The 20,126-nt window shown below is 62.0% G+C and carries 26 protein-coding genes, 1 tRNA gene and 1 pseudogene; 14 read left to right on the top strand and 14 right to left on the bottom strand.

Annotated features, from left to right (window positions below; translation table 11 throughout):
• Positions 1 to 270 precede the first annotated feature (270 nt).
• Positions 271 to 1,092: a phosphotransferase gene (locus G9X67_RS16535; RefSeq protein WP_171599209.1), complete on the top strand. Its 822-nt coding sequence runs from the start codon at positions 271 to 273 to the stop codon at positions 1,090 to 1,092.
• Positions 1,093 to 1,501: 409 nt separating this feature from the next.
• On the opposite strand, the gene G9X67_RS16530 is transcribed toward G9X67_RS16535, so the two are convergent.
• From G9X67_RS16530 to G9X67_RS16490, 9 genes and pseudogenes are all read right to left on the bottom strand, one after another.
• The gene (locus tag G9X67_RS16530; RefSeq protein WP_027685646.1) at positions 1,502 to 1,828 is read right to left on the bottom strand and encodes an NIPSNAP family protein; all 327 of its coding nucleotides are present in this window, start codon (positions 1,826 to 1,828) and stop codon (positions 1,502 to 1,504) included.
• Between the two features lie 222 nt (positions 1,829 to 2,050).
• Positions 2,051 to 2,644 (bottom strand): hypothetical protein, encoded by a 594-nt coding sequence (locus G9X67_RS16525; RefSeq protein ID WP_171599208.1) that lies wholly within the window; start codon positions 2,642 to 2,644, stop codon positions 2,051 to 2,053.
• Positions 2,645 to 2,657: 13 nt separating this feature from the next.
• Positions 2,658 to 2,855: a helix-turn-helix transcriptional regulator gene (locus tag G9X67_RS16520; RefSeq protein ID WP_171599207.1), complete on the bottom strand. Its 198-nt coding sequence runs from the start codon at positions 2,853 to 2,855 to the stop codon at positions 2,658 to 2,660.
• Complete coding sequence (locus G9X67_RS16515) at positions 2,852 to 3,151, bottom strand: GcrA family cell cycle regulator (protein WP_171599206.1); 300 nt, start codon at positions 3,149 to 3,151, stop codon at positions 2,852 to 2,854. The genes G9X67_RS16520 and G9X67_RS16515 overlap by 4 nt, the downstream gene beginning before the upstream one ends.
• Entirely contained in the window at positions 3,148 to 3,546 is a 399-nt protein-coding gene (locus G9X67_RS16510) for a hypothetical protein (protein ID WP_171599494.1), read from the bottom strand. Before G9X67_RS16510 ends, G9X67_RS16515 begins: the two co-directional genes overlap by 4 nt.
• A complete protein-coding gene (locus G9X67_RS16505; protein WP_171599205.1) occupies positions 3,512 to 3,877 on the bottom strand; it encodes a hypothetical protein in 366 nt (121 codons plus the stop codon). The genes G9X67_RS16510 and G9X67_RS16505 overlap by 35 nt, the downstream gene beginning before the upstream one ends.
• 51 nt (positions 3,878 to 3,928) lie before the next feature.
• A pseudogene (locus tag G9X67_RS16500) lies at positions 3,929 to 4,205 on the bottom strand (sigma-70 family RNA polymerase sigma factor).
• A gap of 250 nt (positions 4,206 to 4,455) precedes the next feature.
• Positions 4,456 to 4,650, bottom strand: coding sequence for a hypothetical protein (locus tag G9X67_RS16495; RefSeq protein ID WP_171599204.1), 195 nt, complete (start codon positions 4,648 to 4,650; stop codon positions 4,456 to 4,458).
• Positions 4,647 to 4,838 (bottom strand): hypothetical protein, encoded by a 192-nt coding sequence (locus G9X67_RS16490; RefSeq protein ID WP_003557274.1) that lies wholly within the window; start codon positions 4,836 to 4,838, stop codon positions 4,647 to 4,649. Before G9X67_RS16490 ends, G9X67_RS16495 begins: the two co-directional genes overlap by 4 nt.
• 142 nt (positions 4,839 to 4,980) lie before the next feature.
• Here G9X67_RS16490 and G9X67_RS16485 point away from each other — a divergent pair, with 142 nt between their 5' ends.
• The 5 genes from G9X67_RS16485 to G9X67_RS16465 all read left to right on the top strand — a co-directional run bounded on the left by G9X67_RS16485 (position 4,981) and on the right by G9X67_RS16465 (position 7,650).
• Complete coding sequence (locus G9X67_RS16485) at positions 4,981 to 5,628, top strand: S24 family peptidase (protein WP_171599203.1); 648 nt, start codon at positions 4,981 to 4,983, stop codon at positions 5,626 to 5,628.
• A gap of 116 nt (positions 5,629 to 5,744) precedes the next feature.
• The gene (locus tag G9X67_RS16480; RefSeq protein ID WP_138328746.1) at positions 5,745 to 6,212 is read left to right on the top strand and encodes a hypothetical protein; all 468 of its coding nucleotides are present in this window, start codon (positions 5,745 to 5,747) and stop codon (positions 6,210 to 6,212) included.
• 705 nt (positions 6,213 to 6,917) lie between these two features.
• On the top strand, positions 6,918 to 7,181 hold the full coding sequence (locus G9X67_RS16475; protein WP_171599202.1) for a hypothetical protein: 264 nt from the start codon (positions 6,918 to 6,920) through the stop codon (positions 7,179 to 7,181).
• A gap of 11 nt (positions 7,182 to 7,192) precedes the next feature.
• Positions 7,193 to 7,429 (top strand): hypothetical protein, encoded by a 237-nt coding sequence (locus tag G9X67_RS16470; protein ID WP_171599201.1) that lies wholly within the window; start codon positions 7,193 to 7,195, stop codon positions 7,427 to 7,429.
• Complete coding sequence (locus G9X67_RS16465; protein WP_138328749.1) at positions 7,426 to 7,650, top strand: hypothetical protein; 225 nt, start codon at positions 7,426 to 7,428, stop codon at positions 7,648 to 7,650. The genes G9X67_RS16470 and G9X67_RS16465 overlap by 4 nt, the downstream gene beginning before the upstream one ends.
• Positions 7,651 to 7,676: 26 nt before the next feature.
• On the opposite strand, the gene G9X67_RS16460 is transcribed toward G9X67_RS16465, so the two are convergent.
• Positions 7,677 to 7,916 (bottom strand): DUF982 domain-containing protein, encoded by a 240-nt coding sequence (locus G9X67_RS16460; protein WP_012756410.1) that lies wholly within the window; start codon positions 7,914 to 7,916, stop codon positions 7,677 to 7,679.
• 183 nt (positions 7,917 to 8,099) lie between these two features.
• Here G9X67_RS16460 and G9X67_RS16455 point away from each other — a divergent pair, with 183 nt between their 5' ends.
• From G9X67_RS16455 to G9X67_RS16440, 4 genes are all read left to right on the top strand, one after another.
• A complete protein-coding gene (locus G9X67_RS16455; protein WP_171599200.1) occupies positions 8,100 to 8,288 on the top strand; it encodes a hypothetical protein in 189 nt (62 codons plus the stop codon).
• 9 nt (positions 8,289 to 8,297) lie between these two features.
• The gene (locus G9X67_RS16450) at positions 8,298 to 9,320 is read left to right on the top strand and encodes a LuxR family transcriptional regulator (protein WP_138328751.1); all 1,023 of its coding nucleotides are present in this window, start codon (positions 8,298 to 8,300) and stop codon (positions 9,318 to 9,320) included.
• 206 nt (positions 9,321 to 9,526) lie between these two features.
• The gene (locus G9X67_RS16445) at positions 9,527 to 10,651 is read left to right on the top strand and encodes a GSU2403 family nucleotidyltransferase fold protein (RefSeq protein ID WP_246799858.1); all 1,125 of its coding nucleotides are present in this window, start codon (positions 9,527 to 9,529) and stop codon (positions 10,649 to 10,651) included.
• 518 nt (positions 10,652 to 11,169) lie between these two features.
• On the top strand, positions 11,170 to 11,769 hold the full coding sequence (locus G9X67_RS16440) for a c-type cytochrome (RefSeq protein ID WP_171599199.1): 600 nt from the start codon (positions 11,170 to 11,172) through the stop codon (positions 11,767 to 11,769).
• 245 nt (positions 11,770 to 12,014) lie between these two features.
• Here the strand turns inward: G9X67_RS16440 and G9X67_RS16435 are convergent.
• Positions 12,015 to 12,091 (bottom strand) — tRNA-Pro (locus tag G9X67_RS16435).
• A gap of 261 nt (positions 12,092 to 12,352) precedes the next feature.
• Here G9X67_RS16435 and G9X67_RS16430 point away from each other — a divergent pair.
• Positions 12,353 to 12,760: a hypothetical protein gene (locus G9X67_RS16430; RefSeq protein WP_024323212.1), complete on the top strand. Its 408-nt coding sequence runs from the start codon at positions 12,353 to 12,355 to the stop codon at positions 12,758 to 12,760.
• Between the two features lie 460 nt (positions 12,761 to 13,220).
• Here the strand turns inward: G9X67_RS16430 and G9X67_RS16425 are convergent, their stop codons facing one another.
• The 3 genes from G9X67_RS16425 to G9X67_RS16415 all read right to left on the bottom strand — a co-directional run bounded on the left by G9X67_RS16425 (position 13,221) and on the right by G9X67_RS16415 (position 17,727).
• Positions 13,221 to 16,616, bottom strand: coding sequence for an acyl-[ACP]--phospholipid O-acyltransferase (locus G9X67_RS16425; protein WP_171599198.1), 3,396 nt, complete (start codon positions 16,614 to 16,616; stop codon positions 13,221 to 13,223).
• A gap of 93 nt (positions 16,617 to 16,709) precedes the next feature.
• Positions 16,710 to 16,991, bottom strand: a complete 282-nt coding sequence (locus tag G9X67_RS16420) for a YiaA/YiaB family inner membrane protein (RefSeq protein WP_003546080.1) — start codon at positions 16,989 to 16,991, stop codon at positions 16,710 to 16,712.
• 49 nt (positions 16,992 to 17,040) lie between these two features.
• The gene (locus G9X67_RS16415; RefSeq protein ID WP_171599197.1) at positions 17,041 to 17,727 is read right to left on the bottom strand and encodes a PspA/IM30 family protein; all 687 of its coding nucleotides are present in this window, start codon (positions 17,725 to 17,727) and stop codon (positions 17,041 to 17,043) included.
• Positions 17,728 to 17,838: 111 nt separating this feature from the next.
• Between G9X67_RS16415 and G9X67_RS16410 the strand changes: the two genes are divergently transcribed.
• The 3 genes from G9X67_RS16410 to G9X67_RS16400 all read left to right on the top strand — a co-directional run bounded on the left by G9X67_RS16410 (position 17,839) and on the right by G9X67_RS16400 (position 20,105).
• Entirely contained in the window at positions 17,839 to 18,447 is a 609-nt protein-coding gene (locus G9X67_RS16410; protein ID WP_171599196.1) for a TetR/AcrR family transcriptional regulator, read from the top strand.
• A 295-nt stretch (positions 18,448 to 18,742) separates the two neighbouring features.
• Entirely contained in the window at positions 18,743 to 19,522 is a 780-nt protein-coding gene (locus tag G9X67_RS16405; RefSeq protein WP_171599195.1) for an SDR family NAD(P)-dependent oxidoreductase, read from the top strand.
• A gap of 70 nt (positions 19,523 to 19,592) precedes the next feature.
• Positions 19,593 to 20,105, top strand: a complete 513-nt coding sequence (locus tag G9X67_RS16400; RefSeq protein ID WP_171599194.1) for a hypothetical protein — start codon at positions 19,593 to 19,595, stop codon at positions 20,103 to 20,105.
• The last annotated feature ends 21 nt before the right edge of the window (positions 20,106 to 20,126 follow it).

Genomic DNA, 20,126 nt, shown 5'->3' with positions numbered 1-20,126 from the left:
CCGCCACCTTCTCCCCGCGCGCGGGGCGAAGGGACATGCCGCACCGGCTTCCTCAATCTTGACGCTGCGTTGGGCACGTCCCCTCGCCCCGTTTTTACGGGGAGAGGGTTAGGGTGAGGGGCAGTTCCCGCCATGAACCGGATAGCGCGGGGGTCCGGGCTTTCGCGGCACTTGCTTGCTGCGATCATCGATGACGTCGGTTCGACGCTCCTCGCCTTTGCGGGTATCTTCTCCGTTGACCCGTCAGTTCGGCCGCGCATAAGCTAGGCTATGGACGAGCCAGAAATTCCTCTTATCGGCGGCAAGGATTCGAACGTCGTGCGCATAGGCGAAACGGTGCGGCGTGGCGGACGCGCGTGGTCTCCCGCGGTTCTCGACCTGCTGCGGCACGTCGAGCGCCAGGGATATGATGGGTCTCCGCGTGCGCTGGGCCTCGATGACCAGGGCCGGGAAGTCCTCACCTATATCGAAGGTGACGTCGGCAATGGCGAAGGCTTCCTTCCCGATAAAGGCGGTCGCTTCGACCTCCGTCTCCCGGATTATGTCTGGCGCGACAGCGTCCTCGAGCGCCTGGGACAATTGCTGCGTTCCTACCACGATGCTGCAGCCAGCTTCTTATGGAAGGATCGCGAATGGCGTCTTGACGCCCGCCACCCTGTCGAAACGGTCTGCCACAATGACTTGACGCCGTGGAATACGGTCTTCCAAGCAGGGCTCCCCGTGGCTTTCATCGATTGGGACGCGGCAGCGCCGGGACCGCGCGCCTGGGACCTCGGCTTTGTTGCCTGGCGCTGGGTGCCGTTCTGGCGTGACGAGAAATGCGAGGCGCATGGCTTGCAAACGGGCGTCCGCGAGAAAGCCCGGCGCTTTCAATTATTACTCGATGCCTACGGGATAGAGCCGGAGATCGGCATCATGCAGGCCGGAATCGAACGGGTTCGGCAAATGCAGCAACATATGCGCAACCTTGCTGCAGCAGGCTCCGCCTGGGAGATGGAATTGGCCAGCCGTGGTGTGCTTGACGAGGGGATGCTTGAGGTCGCCTGGATGGAAGACCATGCGATGGACCTTATTCAGCGCCCGCGCGGATGAGCGCCGGGCCGAGCAGCTCCGGCGTCAACCGGCCCTCGCCCGGCCGCAAGCCCCCTGCTCGCCCACGAGAACAGCGGCGGCGGCATCTGGTGCAGGCGCGCTTTCGCTCTCCGAAGCCACTGAGATCTGACCTAAGCGATTTTGCCGACGGTGATGAAGAGCCGTCGGCGAAGCGCCCCATTCCGGCCGTTCGGGCAGCGTTGGCGATATCCTAGAGCATGATGCCGAAAAGTGTGGTCGGTTTTCGGACGACATCATGCTCCAACTATTTAATTTAGAACAGGATTCAGATTTTAGGCCGACCGGGCCTAAAATCATCCTGTTCTAGGAGCTGCCGTTCTTCATCGCTTCCGCGGATGACCAGATCGGGTGGAATTCCGACTGGCGGCAAGCGGGGATCGGTGGTGTCTTACTTTACTGCCGAAAAGGCGGTCGGTGACAAGAGCTGGCTAGAGATATTGGAGAGGATTTGCCCGTCGCGCTCTGACTCGTCGCGGGCCTTAAGCCATGCAGGATCAGTGGTGAAAGCTTTCCATTTCACCTCGCGATCAGCTAGCGATTCCCAGGCGATCAGATAGGTGAGACGCTGGCTGCTTTCGCCCACGATTGTGGTGAAGAAACCCGCCTGCTTGATGCCGTGCTTGTCCCATATTGCCAGCGTATGTTCGGCAAAGCGGTTGAGCAGCGCGGGCAATCGGCCGGGCAGGCAGTCGTAAATTCTGAGCTCGTAGATCACAGTCTTGCTTCCTTATGTCCCTTGAGAACGACATGTGTTTGGCACTTGCTCCCCTGCGCCCACAATGTCCTCAAAACTTGCAGCAACGTCAATTTCACGGTGGATCCGTCAATATCCCTGTTAGAACAGGCCCTGCAGGTATGTGCGAACCGCTAATCTTCTGTCAATCCGATCGCCTGTGTTTAGGCGTGGCAATTTTGACCCCCGGCTTGAGCCACTCCATCACCCAGCCCTCGCCCCCCGCAACGCCGTCAATCCCCTCCGCAGCCACAGCAACTGCTGCGGCGGCATCTGCCGCAAGTGTTCATAGTCCATCACCGTGACGTTATAGACCGTGCTCCTGACCTGCGGTCCGTCCGGGCAGCGCAGCAGGATGCCTTGCAGTGCCATCATGCGGTTGCTGGCTTTGCGGGCGCGGTCGGCGAAGGTTTCGGTGACTTCGCCTTCGTGGCCTTTGACGGTAAAGAGCGATTGCGCTCTCGGGCTCGGGGCGGGGATGCCTGTGGTCTTGTGGTAGCGGGCGATTGCCTCGGCATAGTCGTCGCCGGCCTGGCGCTGCTCGGCGGTGATCAGGCCGTCGAGGAACATGCGGCCGAGGGTGTAGCCGGCAAAGGGGCTCTTGACCGTCTCGTCATCAACCGTCCGACCGAAGCCGTGGATGCGCCGGCGGGCCGATATCGCCACGCTGATATTCTCCTTCTCGGTTTCGAAGGGCTTGATCTTGCCGCAGGGAAAACGCTCGACATTCTCCTTGCGCGGACGGCCGGCGCCCTTGTTTGTCCGTCCTGTCTTCACCTTGGTGGCTTTGCCGCCCATGCTGATGGTCCTTCTATCGAATGATGCCGTTTCTGAGTGCCGCGGCGACCAGCGCCGTTTCCTTGAAGACGCCGAGCTTCATCTTGGCGTTGGCAATGTGGGTGTTCACGGTGATCGGCGAGATGCCGAGAATGGTGCCGATCTCGGCGGCGGTCTTGCCCTCCGCCATCCAGCGGATCACTTCGGTTTCGCGTGGGGTGACGTTGCTCATGGCTCTGCAGGCCCATCGATGCACGGCACGCGCGGCATCGTCACATGGGCGCCCGACAGGGTCACACGCGTCACGCGGTCGGGGTGGCGGATCGGATCGACGGGCGGGCTCGCCTTCGGCTGCGGATGCCAGGTGTCCTGCCTGGAGGGGAACCTGTCGCGGTTGCGGTGCGCCATGTTGATGACGGTGTTCTTTTTCGAGCCGAACAGGTTGGCGATCTCTCTCGCCGACAGCCCTTCCTTCCAGAGCTTTTCCGCCTTGACGATCTTGTCTTCCGTCCAAAAGGTGATGGTCAATTGGTGGCCTCCTGTGCGTCCCGCGCGGCGCGGGCGATGATCGGGTTGTCGGGAAACATCCGGGCGAGCTCCCGCTTGGCGTTGCGGCTGCCGTTGGCCGCTGCCTTCAGCAGCTGCATCTTGTAGGCCGGCACTTTCGGCTGCAGCACCTCGGGCTCCGCCTCCAGGCGCGGCCGGCGCTCGGCCTCGATCGCCGCCTGCTGCTGCCGGCATTCCTCGGCAAAGCTCGCCGAGCTCGGGGCAAAGGCGCGGTTGTGGTCACTGACCTTTCCGGAGATGAAGCGTTTGGCGGCCCGCCAGACCGCCTCTGCCGGCAGACCCTCGACGGCGACGAGATAGGCGCGGATCTGCATGTCGGGATCAGTGCCTGCGGATGCCGGGAAGCCAGAAAGCATCCCCGAAATGATCTTCACCAGAGGGGAAATCTCGTGCGGCATCCACTGCTGTCCTTCTCGTGATGCTGTTGATCGACCCGGCCTCCCTCGCCTTCTCCTTGAGGTACCAGTCGCATTTGATCGCCTGCCAGCCGCGGAAGATCTGCATCTCGGCGGCGCCGACCGGATCGCCGGTCATGAGATATTCCCTGGCCTGCATCCTGGCGGCATAAGCCGTCAGCGGCTTTTTCAGCGTGCGCTTGCGATGCTCGATGATCGCTGCCGCCAGTTCCTCGCCCAGCACCGGGCGGAGGATCTCCATGATCTCCTCATTCACCGTGTCCTTACCCATGCGATGTCCCTTTCCCGCTCGCGGCCGCCACGGCCGCATGAATGGTTGGCCTCAAACCCGCAGCCTCCGTTGCCCGCCGGGCAAAATTGACCGGGGCGCCGGGCCTCGCGGTGCGGCGGGGAAACCGCCTGATCTCGCCGGCATGGTCCTGCTGGGCGGTGTCGCCCTTTTCCACACTTCGAAGCCGGTGGATCTCTTTTTCCACAGACGGCACCGACGTCCCGAGGAGCGTGGCGATTTCGATGTAGTCCCGGCCGGTGCGGAAGAGTTCGAGCGCGTTCATGTGAGTGCTTTGCTGCGCTGGCGCGGCCTCGGCCTGGATGCTCATCGCATGATCCTTCTTTCCGATTTCGAACGCGGCTCGCCGTTCCCGCCGAAGCGGGTGGCTCGTCCCGTGCTTGATTCAAATTCATCGATGACGACCGGAGCCGGCTCTTGCGCGAGCAAAGGCTCCGGTCGTCTGCCAGGCCGCCGCCTGGGTCGGACACGACAACGTCGCGCCGGTGGGCACGGCATTGCCGCGCCCGGGGATGCTGGCGTCGCCGAGGGAGGGCGACGACGCCAGCCACCGATAGCCGTCAGGGAGGGGCTGGGCTATCGGGGTGGGTGATCGGCAGAGCGCCGGGCAAGATCATGGTCTCGCTGATCTCTTCCGGGCGCATCGGCCGATCGCAATTTTCGCAGTGGCGCTCGATCACCTCGGCGATCGACAGCGCCTTGCCGCAGTTCGGGCAGCCGGTGTAGCGGGCGACTGTTGCGGTGGAGATGGTCATAGCGATTCCACCTCCCGGTTTGCGTTCAGCACCTGCTGCAGGGCCTTGGCGAGAAACGGGATATCCTCGTTGCGCACTGATATCACGGACATCCGCCCTCCCCTTGGGCCTTGCGGCCGGTGAATGACGACGCCGGTCGGCATGACGTCCATGGCGAGCCGCTCTTCGCTTGAGATGGTGAACCTCATGCCATGGTCTCCCCAGTCGGCAACGCTGGTCCGTTGTTGATGATGTCGGTGCGTGTCATGGCGATTAGGGTACAATTAATACCCCAGATGTCAAGCACATTAGGGCATGACATATACCTTAATTTAGGGTATTTTTTATATCATGTTGAAAGATCAGGAACAATTTGAGCGCGAAGAACGCGCAAAGCGCCTCGTCATGGCCCGAAAGAATGCTGGCTTTGCCGGACCGAAGGCGATCGTCGATCGGTTCGGCTGGAATGCCAATGTCTACAAGGCACATGAATCCGGCCGCAACGGCTTCGGCATTGCTGACGCGAAGAAGTATGCCCGCGCTTTCAAGGTCAATCTCAACTGGCTGCAGTTCGGCACCGGCAACGCGCTCGATCCGGATGATCTGCCTGCCTCCGTCGCCGACGTGCCGAAGATCTCCTGGGTCAGCGCCGGGCAGCTGAGCGAGCAGGCGCCGATCACCGATTTTTCGGAATTCCCGACGGTCGCCGCCCTCGATCTGCCCGATGGCGAATGGATCGCGCTCGAGGTCGAAGGCAATTCGATGAACAAGATCTCGCCGCCCGGCTCGATCATTTTCGTCAATCTGCGCGACAAGCGCCTGGCGCCGAACGCGCTCTATGTCGTCGCCGACGAGACGGGTGCCGCAACCTACAAGCGCTATCGCCCGAATGACGACCCGCCCTTCCAGCCGGCGTCCTATGAGGACGTGCCGCCACCGGAATTCCAGGGCGCCGTCACCATCGTCGGCCGCGTCCGCCGATCGATCATCGAGATGTGAGGATCCATGCCGGGCGCGCTCGACGATCTCACCGTTTTTGGGTGTACTACCGGCACCCGTGTGCGCACATCACCAAGCTGCCGGGCAGATCAGCAGAAGATAACATTGGAGGGGAAATGCTTGCTTTTATGGGAACATGGCCGGCGCCGGTTGTTTACGGCCTGGTTGGGGGGATATTCGGGGCGATTGGCGCGGCTGTCGGCCATCTGGCGGCCAAGCGATTTCCGAACGCGAGAACGATCATTGTTGTTCTGTTTCTTGCCAGTTCAAGCCAAGTCACCAAGCTGATCGTCATTCCCAGAATTCAGAATGACGAGGCGAACGCTAACCTGCCGCAGAAGATAGACGCCATTACCACTCTTGAGCGCATCTCTGTCGAGGGAAAGACGGTCCGATATTTTTACCGTCTGAGCGATTCCCTCCCTTTAACGGATGGGGCCGTTATGAAGTCAGGCATTGCCTCGTCCGTGTGCACTTTCTGGAAGCCGAAGCTTGATTCGGGCGAGGCCGAACTCGCCGTCTACAACTACGCCTTCAAGGATGGGCAGTCGAGTTTCGATCTGAGGGCAAGCGATTGCCGATAACGTCGCGACGTCAGGTCGTCCGTTAAAGAATATCTCAATGATTCAAACGTCTTACAATGGGTAAAAGATGCTGAAACCGACATCGCGCGCAGGCAGAATCTGGTTCTATATCGTGACCTTTGCGGTGTTTCTCCTGGCGTTCAGCGCCGCGCGGGAGATCTATGGTCTTTAGGATTTCGCTCTGAATCTTGCCGGATGGCATCCAGACCCGCCTCGATCACCTCGTCGGTGATTTCGATTTCGTTGCGCATGGCCGGCCCTCCTTTTTTCTCGTAGCATCATGCTCCAACTTCAGTTCTCATTCCTCTCTCTTCAGCTTAGGAAGAGAAGGTTCCTGAAGGCTGGTGAGGGAGGGTTCCGGCCAAAGCTTCCCCCTACCCCATGAGCAAAGCCCATGAAGCCGGGAGAGCATTGGCCAAGTCCTGAAGGCCGGAGCCGGGATGGGACACGTGCCAGAGGGGCCATTCGCTTCGCCCTCGTCCTGATTTTCTGACAGCGCACTTAAGGACTTTCGCTTCCCGCGCCGCTGGGCTTCGTCAGCTCGGGAGTTGCACCCGGTCGCCCAATCACTGGCCCCAGACATAGACCTACGATTCGTACCTCGTCAATCGATGAGGTATTTTTTATACCTTTAACTGTTGACGCATTGGGGTATTATATATACCCTTTCTCTCAAGCCGATCAAATGGGCGAGAGGACATCGCGATGCAGCACATTCGCAAGATCGAGACCGAGGAAAGCAGGCGGGATGCCCGCTGGAATGGCGCGCAGACGATCGGCGACTGCCGCGCCTATATGGCGATCGAGGCCCAGCGCATGGGCGCGCTCGGCTTCACCTTCCTGCGCCGTCCCGAACATTCGATCCGCGGCCCATCCTGGCTGCGCGGGGCGGCGGCTTCCGTCGAGGAGCATTACCGTTATGCCCGCGAGATCATGGGCATCGCCAATAACGATCAATTCTACGCTTGAGGGGAACGGAGATGCCTGCCGCCAACCTTACACCTGTTTCGACCGAGAGCCCTTCCCTTCCAGCCGCCCGACGGGCCGGGGCAGCCGAAAAGACCCGCGCCAAAGCCCGCTTCACCGCCGGAGCACCCGATCTCCTGCAGGCGCTGGTGGAGGCCGAACGCTTCTTCGACGGCAGCAAAGATCACGGCTGCCCGCTTCACCGGAAAATCCTCGCCGCCATTGACACGGTGAAAGGCGGTGCAGCATGAGCGATTGCCTGATCAAGGCCTTCTCCGGCTGCGCCTGCCCGCCCAGCGAATGCGCGCAAAAGCCCATCACCCCGGCGCCGATCACCTTCGTCTCGTGGCGGACCCAGGCCATCGCCTGCCTCACCTTCGGCTTCCTCGCGGCCATCGTCTCGGCCGCCTGGATGGAGACACAGCTCAAAACCCGGGATCTGCGAAACCAGGAGCAGGTATCATGGAAGTGAGCCAGGGTTGTTGCCAACACCGCCGGTCAGGAGCTGAACTTGATGTCGCTGGCCTTGGCCGCGGTGATGAATGCCCGCCGCACCTGCTCGGGCCCGGCCGCATCATTGAACACATCAAGCACAAGCCGTTCGGCCACCTTGGCCGCCGGCGTCTGCTCGGGCCAGTCATTCAGCAAGGTGTTGCCCGCCTGAACGACATTATAGACCGTCCTCACCTTGCCATTGATGGTGATCTTCACCGGCTTGAACCTTCGTCGCCTGCTCATGATGCATCCCCCTCACGATGGAAATACGCGACTCAACGAATCACCGCGGGACTCGTTCCGGTTGAAGTGATTCTTTGTTCGCCAGCCGGGCGCCGAGCCCGATGTCCTCCGCCCGCATGACAGAGCAGGGCTCGGATGCGTGCGAGAATGCGGCAGATGAAGCCCGAACCGGGAGGCAATACAATGGACCTTCAGAGTCTCGTCGCCGCGCATATGCCAAACCGCCGCCGCCCCACGCAGATGGGCGCCGCGGCCGAGGACCGATACTACCGAAATCAGATCACCCTGCCGCGCTTGAGGTTTCGGCTCCTCGGGCTGACTGCCGCGACCGCCGGCCTGACGCTGTTTCTGGCCGACGTCATCCACACATGAGGTGCCGCCATGCTCCGACAGAGCGATCATGCTATGCTGCGATCCGTTGTCACGGGGGACCGCGCGATGGACGACAGCGAGGCTGACCGGGCGGCGATCATGGCCGTGATCCGCGCCGAAACCGAGGCCTGGCTGCAGCGCGACTTCGAGGCGCTGGCGAGCCACTGGGTGCAGTCACCGCAGACCCGGCGGATGGAATACTTCGCCTCGCTCGGCGTCCGGGTGGACGAAGGCTGGGACCCGATCGCCGCGCGGATCAAGAAGATCGTCGAGCGTTTCCCCGAGAAACACGCCTTTTCGGAGCGCGTCCGCTGGGAAAAGGTCAACATCGTCGTCGACGGCAACATGGCCTGGATGACCTTCGATCAGATCGGCAGCGACACCGGCGAAGATCGCAAGCGCCAGCTGCGGATCCTCCAGCGGATCGACGGCGCCTGGAAGATCGGCTGCATGGTGATGATGGAGAGCAGCGTCGAGGAGGCGAACTGCCCGCTGATCGAGGTCGACGCGGATGCACGGATCCTCTGGACGAACCGGCTGGCGCGGGAGCGGATGCCTGGCCATCCCGGGCTCGTCGCCGCTGCCGGCCGCCTTCGTGCCCGGCAGCGCGAACGCGACGCAGCACTGCGCGAGGCGGTGCGCCTGGCCTTCCGCGAGCTGCAGAGCCAGAGGCCGCTGAACATCGCGCCGAAGCAGGCCTGGGCGGTGGCGCTCGGCGAAGACGCAGCGGGGATTCCGCTCCACTGCTGGGTTCTGCTCGAGGACGGCAAGGCGCTGGTCTCCTTCGACGACGCCGAGACGCTGGTGCGCCGGATCGCGAGTGCGCGGGAGGTTTTCGGCCTCTCGCCGGCGCAGACCCGGCTTGCGCGCCTGATCGTCGATGGCCATGACCTCGCCGCCGCCGCCGATCTGCTCGGGGTCAGTGTCAACACGTTGCGCACCCAGTTACAGCGCATCTTCGACAAAACCGGCGTACGCAGCCAGGCGGCGTTGGTCCGGGCGCTGTTGAGCGCTGGGGCTCCGAGCCAGTAGGCTCGACCGCCGGCGTCTGGTTGGGCCAATCGTTCAGACTCGAACTTGATCCATGCGGAGCCGATGTACCGTTCCTGTTCAGCCATGCCTCGGCTATAACTTTCCTGCAGAAAAATTATAACCGAGGAAGGACGAGCTTTTATTCGGTTGAACGTGGTGTTATAATCTTTTTGCAGAAAAGTTATAACCGGAGAAAATCCGTGCCCATCCGTGAGATCGATTTGATGTACCAGACCATGCTGGCCGAGCTCGGCCAGCGTTCGCTGGATGGACGTTTTGTCGCCGAGTTCCCGCTGGAGGGTCGGTTCGTCTCCGTTCCCGTGAAGGGCAAGGAATATTGGTATTTCGATCATCCGGGCCAAGACGGCGTCAAACGGTCTTATGTCGGGCCAAAGAATGACGAGGAGCTTACGAAAAGAGTGACCGACTTCGGCGCGATCAAGGATGATCTCCGAAACCGCCGGCGAATGGTGGCCACTCTGACGAGAGAAGGCGGCATGAACGCACCGCCCAGGTTTACCGGCGACGTCATCGAGGCGCTTGCCAATGCCGGGCTCTTCCGTCTGCGCGCGGTTCTCGTCGGAACCGTGGCATTCCAGACCTATTCCGGCGTTCTCGGCGTTCGACTGCCGGCGTCGCTTATGCAGACGAGCGATGCCGACTTCGCCCAGTTCCATTCGATCTCGACGGCGGTCAACGACAGCATCCCTCCCATTGGCGAGGTTCTCGAAAAACTGGACCCGACGTTCCGGGAGGTCCCGCATCTCAACCATCCCACGCGCTCGACTCAGTTCGTGAACGCGAAGAACTACAAGGTCGAATTCCTGACGCCGAATACCGGCAGCGACGACAATCAGCAGAAACCCGCCGATATGCCGGCCCTTGGAGGAATTTCGGCAGAACCGCTCAGATTCCTCGATTACCTCATCTACAACCCGATCAGGACCGTGATCCTTCACAAGAGCGGCATTACGGTCAATGTTCCCGCTCCGGAGCGCTACGCAGTTCACAAGCTGATCGTCGCCTCGCGGCGTGAGAACGACGACAATGGCGTGCTCAAGCGCGAAAAGGACGTGCAGCAGGCCTCCCATCTTTTCGAAGCGATGGGCGCGACGCGCCGCCATTCCGATCTTGCGCTGGCCTATTGCGAGGCGTGGGAACGCGGTCAGTCGTGGCGTGACGCAATTGCACGCGGACTGTCGTTCCTGCGACCGGACCGCCGTATACAGCTCATGTCCGTTCTCGCCGAAGGCATGATGGAAGTTGGCGAAGACCCCGTCCGTTACGGAGTCGGGGAAGTTTCAACACCTGCGCCTAAGTCCCGCCGTTAGCAATGATAAGTGGCGCGGAGACGGCGCCGTCCCGCCGCGCTCAGTTAGCCGGAGCGCTCGTCAACCCGGTGATGCGTGCGTCGACCGTCGTTTAATACCAGCGTCCCCTGCCGTACCAGCCGCCGCCGCCCAGCAAAAGAAGTATCACAACGATGATGAGAAGGGTTGTGAGATCCATGTGCGTTCTCCTGGGAGGACCATCACCATCTCGTTTGCGCCCGACGGGCGTTGCTCATGGTTGGACTCCCCCGTGTACAACGGCGCTGGCCGGGGTTGGTTCCATTCGATGGCCCCACCCGGCCCCTTTCGTTGGTGGACCTCCCATATATTCAGACCTTTGCGGCTGATCATGTCCGCAAAAAGCCCGGACTTATGTCGCAAATGCCACAAGACTCCAAGTCAACTAGGGCGTGAACTCATAAAAACGCAGCCATAATCGGAGGCGACGGGGGTCCGCTCGCCAATGGTTGCATCTCCTGATAAGATCAGCGTCACAAGCCCCGATCTGGAGGCCTCGCATGCCCTGCAGCAGCGCGCTCGCTCCGTTCGTCATCGCCGCTCTCGTGGCCCTCGGTCCGCTGCCGGCTGGAGCGCAGAACAATGCTGCGCCACCGCCGGCGGCAATCTCCCAGAAGGCCAAGCTTTGCCAGATGTGTCACGGTAGGAAAGGTCTGCCGACTGTTAAGAACACGCCGATCATCGCCGGCCAGCACGAGTCCTCTTTGCTGATAGCTTTGCAGGAATATCGCAATGGAGCGCGCACCGACGACCTCATGGGCCGGATCGCGAAGAATCTTTCCGACGACGACATGAAGGCGCTTGCGGCCTACTTCTCCGCACTGCCCTGGCCCGCCTACCGCGAGCCGGCCGGCGCAGCGAGCATTACCCGCTTCCAAGCGCTCGACGTCGGGAAGAAGTGCACCTCATGCCACCGGGAGGGTTTCGTCGGATACGCCAACACGCCGCGCGTCGCAAATCAGAAGCTGGACTACCTGATCAAAACCCTCTCCGACTTTCACGATAACAAGCGCCCGAACATGCCCCGCATGACGGCCTTGGTGCGCAATTTGTCGGCCGACGACATCGCTGCCATGGCTCACTATCTTGCCGGCCTCTGACGATCAGTTCGGGGTCGGCGATCCACCGAATAGGGCCGCCGAAATAGCGATCACTGCGTTACGGCGATCGGCACCTCTTTGCCCACGAACTAAGCATCGTATGTCCGCGATATGGTGGAGCGACAGCCCAGGAGTCAATTCATCGACCTTGTCGTGAAATTGAAGGTCATGATCAATCGTTGCCGGGCAAAAATCGGCATAGCAGCGCCAGAAACGAAAAACCCCGCCGGAGCGGGGTTTCTAGCTGGTCGGAGTGGAGTGATTCGAACACTCGACCCCCACGTCCCGAACGTGGTGCGCTACCAGACTGCGCTACACTCCGTGACCAGCGGCGCTTCTATAGAACAGCCTATCTGGTTGCACAAGCACCAAATTCCAAAAAGCCGGCGGAAATTTTGACGGGGTTGTGACAGGCTCGGACGGTGGCGGCTGCAGCAAAAAGCCACACCTGCCGCAAATCGAACGGAAGTCTCTTGAGAGCAATTTTCTTTTGCCGGGTTCCGCGCTAAAGGGCAGACAGGACAGGCGAAACCGCTCACGAGGGCGGCTTCGCAACCATGCGCTTGAGATCAGGGACGACACGATGAATTTCCGCACCATGACCGCGGCCGGGCTTGCAATTGCGCTTGCCGGATGCACGACCATACCTTCCGCCGGCAACCCGATCGAGGCCCGCTGGGTCGGCAAATCGGCAGGCATCTTCTTTGCCGCCTACGGGCCGCCGATCAGCGACAGCGAGCAAGGCTCGACCACCGTCTATACCTGGCGCGGCGGCTACAAGACCGTGCGCATTCCGGCGAAATATGCCGAAGGCGCCGATGGCAAGCGCGGCAAGCAGATTTCGTCGGCCCGCACCGCCTATCTGCGCTGCCAGGCCGAAATCACCACCAGCTCCGATTACACGATCCGCGACATCCGCACCGTCGCCGACATCCCCGGCGTCAATGGTCCGTCCTATTGCGCAGAGTTTTTGGCGCCCGAACAGAAGTAACGGACGGTTTGGTTGAGACGCGTACAGGCGGCCGGGTGCCGCCTGTTAAAATGCTGACGACGTCTCGGCGCGAGGCCGCTGCTTTCTGGTTTGCACCGAGGGTGGCCCCTCATCCGGCTGCCGCCACCTTTGCCGGGGACGAGCCACTGGTCTCGACCCGTCCTTCGGACCCCCGTAAACGGGGCGAAGGGACCATACCGCGACCTCTCGATTCCACGCTTGCCTCTCGCTGCCGGAATAGCCAGGGCGTTACGTGGATACCCCCCTCTGCCCTGCCGGGCATCTCCCCCACAGGTGGGGAGATCACAAGTGGCTTAAACTTCCTACCCATCTACCGTTTCGCCGTGCTGTGACACCAGTTGTTTGGGGAAGCCAGTGCGCCCAGCCAATCTCCCCCCTTGTGGGGGAGATGCCCGGCAGGGCAGAGGGGGGTGCCACACGCACCCCGAACCCTACGTCCTCACGCCGCCACTTCCCCCTGCACCGCAGCTTCCGCCAACTTCCGCGCCGCGACGAAATCCACCTTGCCGGAACCCAGCACCGGCACCTTGCCGATATTGACCTCGGCTGGGACCATCATGTCCATGGCGCCCTTGGATTTGGCGAAGGCGAGGAATTCGGCGCGGGTGGCGGTGGGGGCGTCGGTCAGGAGCACCAGGCGCTCGCCCTTCTTGGCGTCGGGCAGCGAGGAGACGACCGAGAGAGCGCCGGGCCAGAGTTCGGCGGCCAGCGTCTCGACGGCGGCGAGAGAGATCATTTCGCCGCCGATCTTGGCGAAGCGTTTGGCGCGGCCGCGGATCTTGACGAAACCGTCCTCGTCGATGGTGACGATGTCGCCGGTATCGTGCCAGCCGTCGATCAGCGGCTCGAGCACGCCGGGCTTTTCGGCGCGGAGATAACCGGCCATGACATTGGCGCCGCGCACATGCAGCCGGCCGCCCTCATCGATGCCGGGCACCGGTTCGAGCTTCCATTCCATGCCCGGCAGGATTTTGCCGACCGTGCCCGACTTGTTGTACATCGGCGTGTTGATCGAAATCACCGGCGCCGTCTCGGTGACGCCGTAGCCTTCCAGGATGCGCAGGCCGAATTTTTCCATATAGGTCTGGCGGGTTGCGGCCTTCACCGGCTCGGCACCGGAGAAGATGTAGCGGATCGAGCGGAAGTCGTAAGGATGCGCCGTCCTCGAATAGCCGTTGAGGAAGGTATCGGTGCCGAAGATGATCGTGGCGTTGGAGGCATAGATCAGCTCCGGCACGATGCGGTAATGCAGCGGCGACGGATAGAAATAGACCGGCACGCCCGAGATCAGCGGTAGCACGGTGCCGGCCGTCAGCCCGAAGGAATGGAACACCGGCAGGATGTTGAACACCTTGTCGCCGCTGTGGAAATCGATGCGGGCGGCGGCCTGGGCGGCGTTCGACAGGATGTTGCGGTGGGTCAGCACCACACCCTTCGGCGTGCCCTCGGAACCCGAGGTGAAAAGGATCACCGCCGGATCATCCGGCTGGCGCTTGACGAGCGGCCGCGCCTTGCGCAAATACCCGACGATCTTGTCCTTGAGTGAGATTTCGGCCCTGAGATCATCGAGCCAGACGATCGTCACCTGCTTTTCCATCTCGGCGATGACAGGCCCGAGCTTCGCCTGGGTGACGAAGGCACGCGAGGTCAGCACATGCCTGACTTCGGCGGCCTTGCAGGCGGAGAGGATATTGGCGGCACCAGCGGTGAAGTTCAGCATCGCCGGCACCTTGCCCGCGGTCATGACGCCGAGAAGCGTGGCGGCGGCGCCATTGGCATTCGGCAGCATGACGCCGAGGTTCTGTTCCGGGAAGCGGGCGCGAAATTTGGCGCCGAGCACGGCAGCCCCGGTCAGGAGCTTGCCATAGGTCAGCCGTCCGGTGACCGGATCCTCGACGGCAAGCTTTTTCATGCCGAATTCATGGCCGGCGCGGATGACGCGGTCGAGTACGGTGGACGAGGTATCGGCAGTCTGGAACAGCAGGTTCGACATCACCTGATAAAGTGCTGCACCCGCCGCCGTGCGGCGCTTGCGGCCTTTCAGCTCAGGCGGCACTTCCAGCTTCACCGGCTCGAGAATGGTGACCTTGACCTTGGGGAACAGCCGGCGACGGATCTTGCCGTTGTCGAGATAGGAGAGATAGCTCTTCTCCAGCCCGTCGATCTTCACCGGCACGACCATCGAGCCGGTCTTGTCGGCGACCATGGCGGCGCCATCATAGACCTTCATCAGCGTGCCGGTCACCGTCAGGCGGCCTTCGGGGAAGATGCCGATCGGGTTGCCGTCCTGCACCACCTTGATCAGCGAACGCGTCGCCATCGGCTTTGTCGGGTCAAGCGGCAGGAATTTGCACATCTTCAGGAAGGGGCGCACCCACCAGGCCTGGGCGATCTTGTAATCGACGGCAAAGGTGGGCTCTTCCTCGGTGATGGCAAGCGCCAAGGCGCCATCGAGCAGGCTGACATGGTTGAGCGCAATGATCGGCGCGCGGCCGGCCTTCTTGATATTCTCCAGACCCTCGACCTCGAGGCGCATAAAGGCGCGGAACAGGATCGAGATGAAATCGCGGAAGGGATTGGTCGGCAGCGTCTTCAGCATCAGCCAGGCAACGGCGAAATTGATGATGCCGAGGCCGATCAGGATCTCCGGAATGGAAGCGCCGAGCGCCTGGACGGCGGCAACCAAGCCGAGGCCGACGGTGATGAACAGCGCAGACAGCACGTTGGCCGCACCGATGACGCGGGCGCGGCGATCCTCATGCGCCCAGGTCTGCAGGGCGGCGAAAGTCGGCACGGCGATGAAGGCGCCTGCTATCGCCATGCCGGCGAGATCGATGGCCACACGGATGGTATTCTGACCGGCGAAGAAGGTGGCGATCGTCGTGGCGTGGCTTGCCGAAGCCAAGCCCCAGAGGTTCCAGGCGAGATCGAGGCTGAAGAGGCCAAGCAGCGCCGTGCCGACAGGGGCCGGCAGCAGCACGATGCGGCCGGACGACATCCATGCGGCGATGGCAGAACCGACGGCGACGGCGATGGCAAAGACGGTGAGATAGGCCGGCACGACAAGCTCGGAGCCGCCGAGCAGCTCGGTCACCATGGTCGGCAGGATGGAGAGAACGAAGGCGCCGACCAGCCAGAACCAGCAATTCATCAGCGCCGAACGCCACAGCCGTTTGGCCTGACGGATTTCCATGACGAGGGTGTAGCTGGAGCGGATGACATTGCGGTCGATTTCCAGATCCGGCGCCTTGGAGCCGGTGGGCGGGATCATCCGGCTGGCCAGCCAGCAGAGCACCGAAAGCCCCATCATCATCGTGCCGAAGATCAGCACATTGTCGCCGCCGGAGAAGGCGAAGGCGGCGATGATCGTGCCGGCGAGAATGGCGATGAAGGTGCCGCCCTCGATCCAGGCATTGGCCTTCGGCAGATCGCGGCGCTCGAGATGATCGGGCAGGATGCCGTATTTGATCGGCCCGAACAGCGCCGAGACGACGCCGAAGCCAAACAGCGCCGCCATCAGCACGAAGATGGACGAAAAGGCGAGACCGACCACCGCAAGGGCGGCGACCGCGATCTCGCAGCGTTTCAGCAGCTCGGCAATCTTCGCCTTGTCGTGCTTGTCGGCGAGTTCGCCACCGAGTGCGGAGAGCAGCAGGAAGGGCACGATGAGGATGACGCCGGCAAGCGTCACCAGGGCGGCGCCTTCACTGGCCGACATCTTGAAGAGAATGAGGAACACCAGGGTGTTCTTGAGGAAATTGTCGTTGAAGGCCGTCAGGAACTGGGTCCAGAACAGCGGCGCGAATTTCCTGGAGGTCATCAGATTGTGTTGCACGGGCTCGTCCCTCTTTCGACTGGCAGAGAAGGCCACAGAGTTGTTACGCAAAAGTTGAATGCGATAACAACTCTGCGCTGTGGTTAACCAAGATCAATCTTCATCGTTACGATTGAACTTGACCAGGAGTTTCTCGGTGCGGGCATCCTCGACCTTGCGGATCAGCTTCTCGGATTCGGCATTGTCGCGCAGCGTCTTGGTGATATTCACCGTGGTCTGCACCAGCATCAGAATGCCCATGGCGAGATAGCCTTTGCCCCAGAGATCGAGCGGCATCATGTAGAGGCCGAGCGCCAGCATGAAGGCGGCCGAGCCGAAGGAGATGTAGGAGAAGCTGACCCAGCTTGCGGAATGTTTCTGGAAACTGTCGTTCATTGTCGTAATCCTTGATGTTCGATGGATGAATGGTTGGATGGATGCAATTTCAGGCAGCGGGCGTGATGCGGCTCTTCAGCCGCGCCAGCACATCATCGGCGGATGAGCGCAGCGGCGCGCCGAAGCCGGCATTGGCAAGCTTTTCGATGATGCCGGCCGGGCGGATGGCGCCTTCCATGTCCTTCAGCGCTGCGGCCGTCAGTTCATTCTGGCTCTGGCGCAGGCGAAGGCGCGCCAGGGTCTCTTCGGCATCGTCGAGCGCGGCAAAGCCTGGGCCGGCGACCGCGACATCGAGCTTCTGCGCCTCTTGCGTGGCACGCGCCAGCCGCTCGCCGCGCTGCAGCTCCTGCAGCCGCGCCTCGGAGGCACGGACGATGCCCTTCAGCTTGTCGATCGCTCCGGTGAACTGGGCTTGCGCCTTTTCCGATGCATCGCGCTCGGCTTCGAGATAGGCGATCGCCTCGGCCGCCTCGCGGGCCAGGCCGTCATTGCCCTTCGCCAAGGCGGCGGAGGCGCGGATTTCGAGATCGGCGATGCGGGCAACGATCGTCCCGTGCTGCACCTTCTCCTGCTCGTTCTGGGCGATCGCGACCGCCACGCTGCGGCGGGCCGACTGGATCGATTGGGCGGCATCGCGGATCTGCTGGGAAAGCAGCGGCACGGCGTGGCAGTCGGCGAAAGCCTGTTCGGCATCATGCGCCCTGCCCCGCAACAAAATGGAAATCAGTTTGAACATTTCCTTCCTCCGGTTTATGAACGTTGTTCACGAGAGGTGTTATGCCAGAATCATGAACGTCGTTCAAGATAAATTTTGAACGACGTTCAAAAAATCGAAGTGGAATGGTTAATGGCCGGTAGGCGAGAAGAAAAACGCGAAGACCTGAAGGCCCGGCTGATCGAGGCGGCGCGCGAGCGGATCGCCAAAGACGGGCTGGCGAACCTCAGAGCCCGCGACATCACCCAGGATGCCGGCTGCGCGCTTGGCGGCCTCTACACGGTCTTTTCAGACCTCGCCGAGCTCGTCATCCACGTCAACTCCGCGACGCTGAAGGCGCTGGAGGCCAGGCTGACCCTGCCCGAGACCAAGGACAGGCCGCCGACCGACCGGCTGCGCAACCTGGCGCAGGGCTACTTGAACTTCGCCGTCGAGCACCGGAACCTCTGGAAGGCGCTGTTCGAACACTCCCCGCCGGAAACCAGCCCGACGCCGCAATGGCATCTTAACGAGCACCTCTTCCTGATGGATGTGATCGCCGAACCGCTGGCCGAACTGCAGCCCGACATGCCCCCCGAAGACCGCGCCATCCGCGCCCGCACCCTGTTCGGCGCCGTGCATGGCGTCGTCAGCATCAGCCTCGAAGGCCGCTTCGTCGGCCTGCCGCTGGAGCGGCTGGCGCGGGAGGTGGATGAGCTGGTGCAGACGATTGCGGCGGGGGCGGAGCGGCGGAGGGGGTGATGGGGCGGCGAGACCAGCCCCTCATCCGGCTGCCGCCACCTTCTCCCCGCCTGCGGGGCGAAGGGACATGCCGCAACCTCTCCGTTCCTCGCCAACCTCTCGCAGGGCACGTCCCCTCTCCCCGTCAGAACGGGGAGAGGGTTAGGGTGAGGGGCACGCATCCGCACAAACGAGACAGCCGTGGATCAAGGTCCTGAGATAACGGAACGCGGGAACCCATGCCGCAACTCCTCCGTTGAGCAAACCAACGAAAGCTGCTTGACTGCCCTACCCCACCGCCGCGAATGGAGACAGCATGAGCCGCATCTTCATCACCGGTTCCACCGATGGCCTCGGGCTCGCCGCCGCACGCACCCTGATGAAGGAGGGCCATAACGTAGTGCTGCATGCCCGCTCCAGGGAGCGTGCCGCCGCCATATCAGAGATTTCGGCTGCGGCACTCGGCATCGTCATCGGCGATCTCGCCAGCGCCACGGAAACGCGATCGATCGCCGAGCAGGTCAACGCCATCGGCCGCATGGACGCCGTCATCCACAATGCCGGCATCTACCTCGAGCGGAGCCGCGGCGAAACGCCGGAAGGCCACGCCAAGACGCTGGCGGTGAATGTGCTTGCCCCCTATCTGCTCACCGCCTGGATCACCCGCCCCGATCGCCTGGTCTATCTCAGCAGCGGCATGCATCGCAGCGGCAGCAGCGCCCTTGACGATATCGACTGGAAGAAGCGGCCGTGGAACGCCAGCCAGGCCTATTCGGAAAGCAAGCTCTACATCGCCACCCTCGCCGCCGCCATCGCCCGCCATTGGCCGGATGTTCTCAGCAACGCGGTGGACCCCGGCTGGGTGCCGACAAAGATGGGCGGCGCCGGCGCGCCCGATGACCTGGAGATGGGGCATCTTACGCAGACATGGCTTGCGGTAAGCGATGAAGGGGCTGCGAAGGTCAGCGGTGGTTATTGGTATCATCGGCAGCGGCGGGATGCGGCGGCGGAGGTTGGCGATCTTGGGTTTCAGGAAGCGCTGGTGGAGAAGCTTACGGAGTTGACGGGTGTGCGGCTGTTCTCAGAGCGCGGGTAAGAGTCAACTTGCCTTGCCACGGGGGCGGCGACGAGGCAGTGAGGCCCGGTCTGGATCAAAGGAAGACTTCATGACAGCTCATATGCACTCACTTACGCTGCCGGGGCCAATGCTGCGGCGGGGTTTCTGGCTCTACGTTTGGGTTGTAGAGACGCCTCACGGAGATTTGCTCTATGTGGGTAGGACAGGCGACAACTCTAGCCCGCACGCGACAGCTCCTTACACAAGGATGGGACAACACCTTGGCTTTGCGAAGAACCAGAACGCTTTGAGGAGGCACCTGAGCGACCGAGGCCTCAAAGCGGAGGACTGCGCTTCCTTTGACCTCGTCGCATTCGGCCCGCTGTACGACGAGGTGGAAAAACGGGAGGGTCTTTCCCGAGCTGATCTCATGAAGCTCCACATGCCAACTAGGGATATCGTCGGGGCACTAGAAAAGGCCTTAGCAGAGGAACTGAAGGCAGCGGGATATGATGTCCTCAACACGGTCAAGTCAAAACATCAGCCCGATCTCGAAGGTTGGAGCGCCGCTCGACAGGCATTTTCGCAGCGGTTTCCAAAGCTCCGCGAGCGGTATGATTGAGGTGACTCCATCGAGCCCCTT

The organism is Rhizobium sp. WYCCWR 11152 (assembly GCF_013087615.1).
GTDB lineage: Bacteria > Pseudomonadota > Alphaproteobacteria > Rhizobiales > Rhizobiaceae > Rhizobium > Rhizobium indicum.
This window is presented reverse-complemented; position numbering and strand designations above follow the sequence as displayed.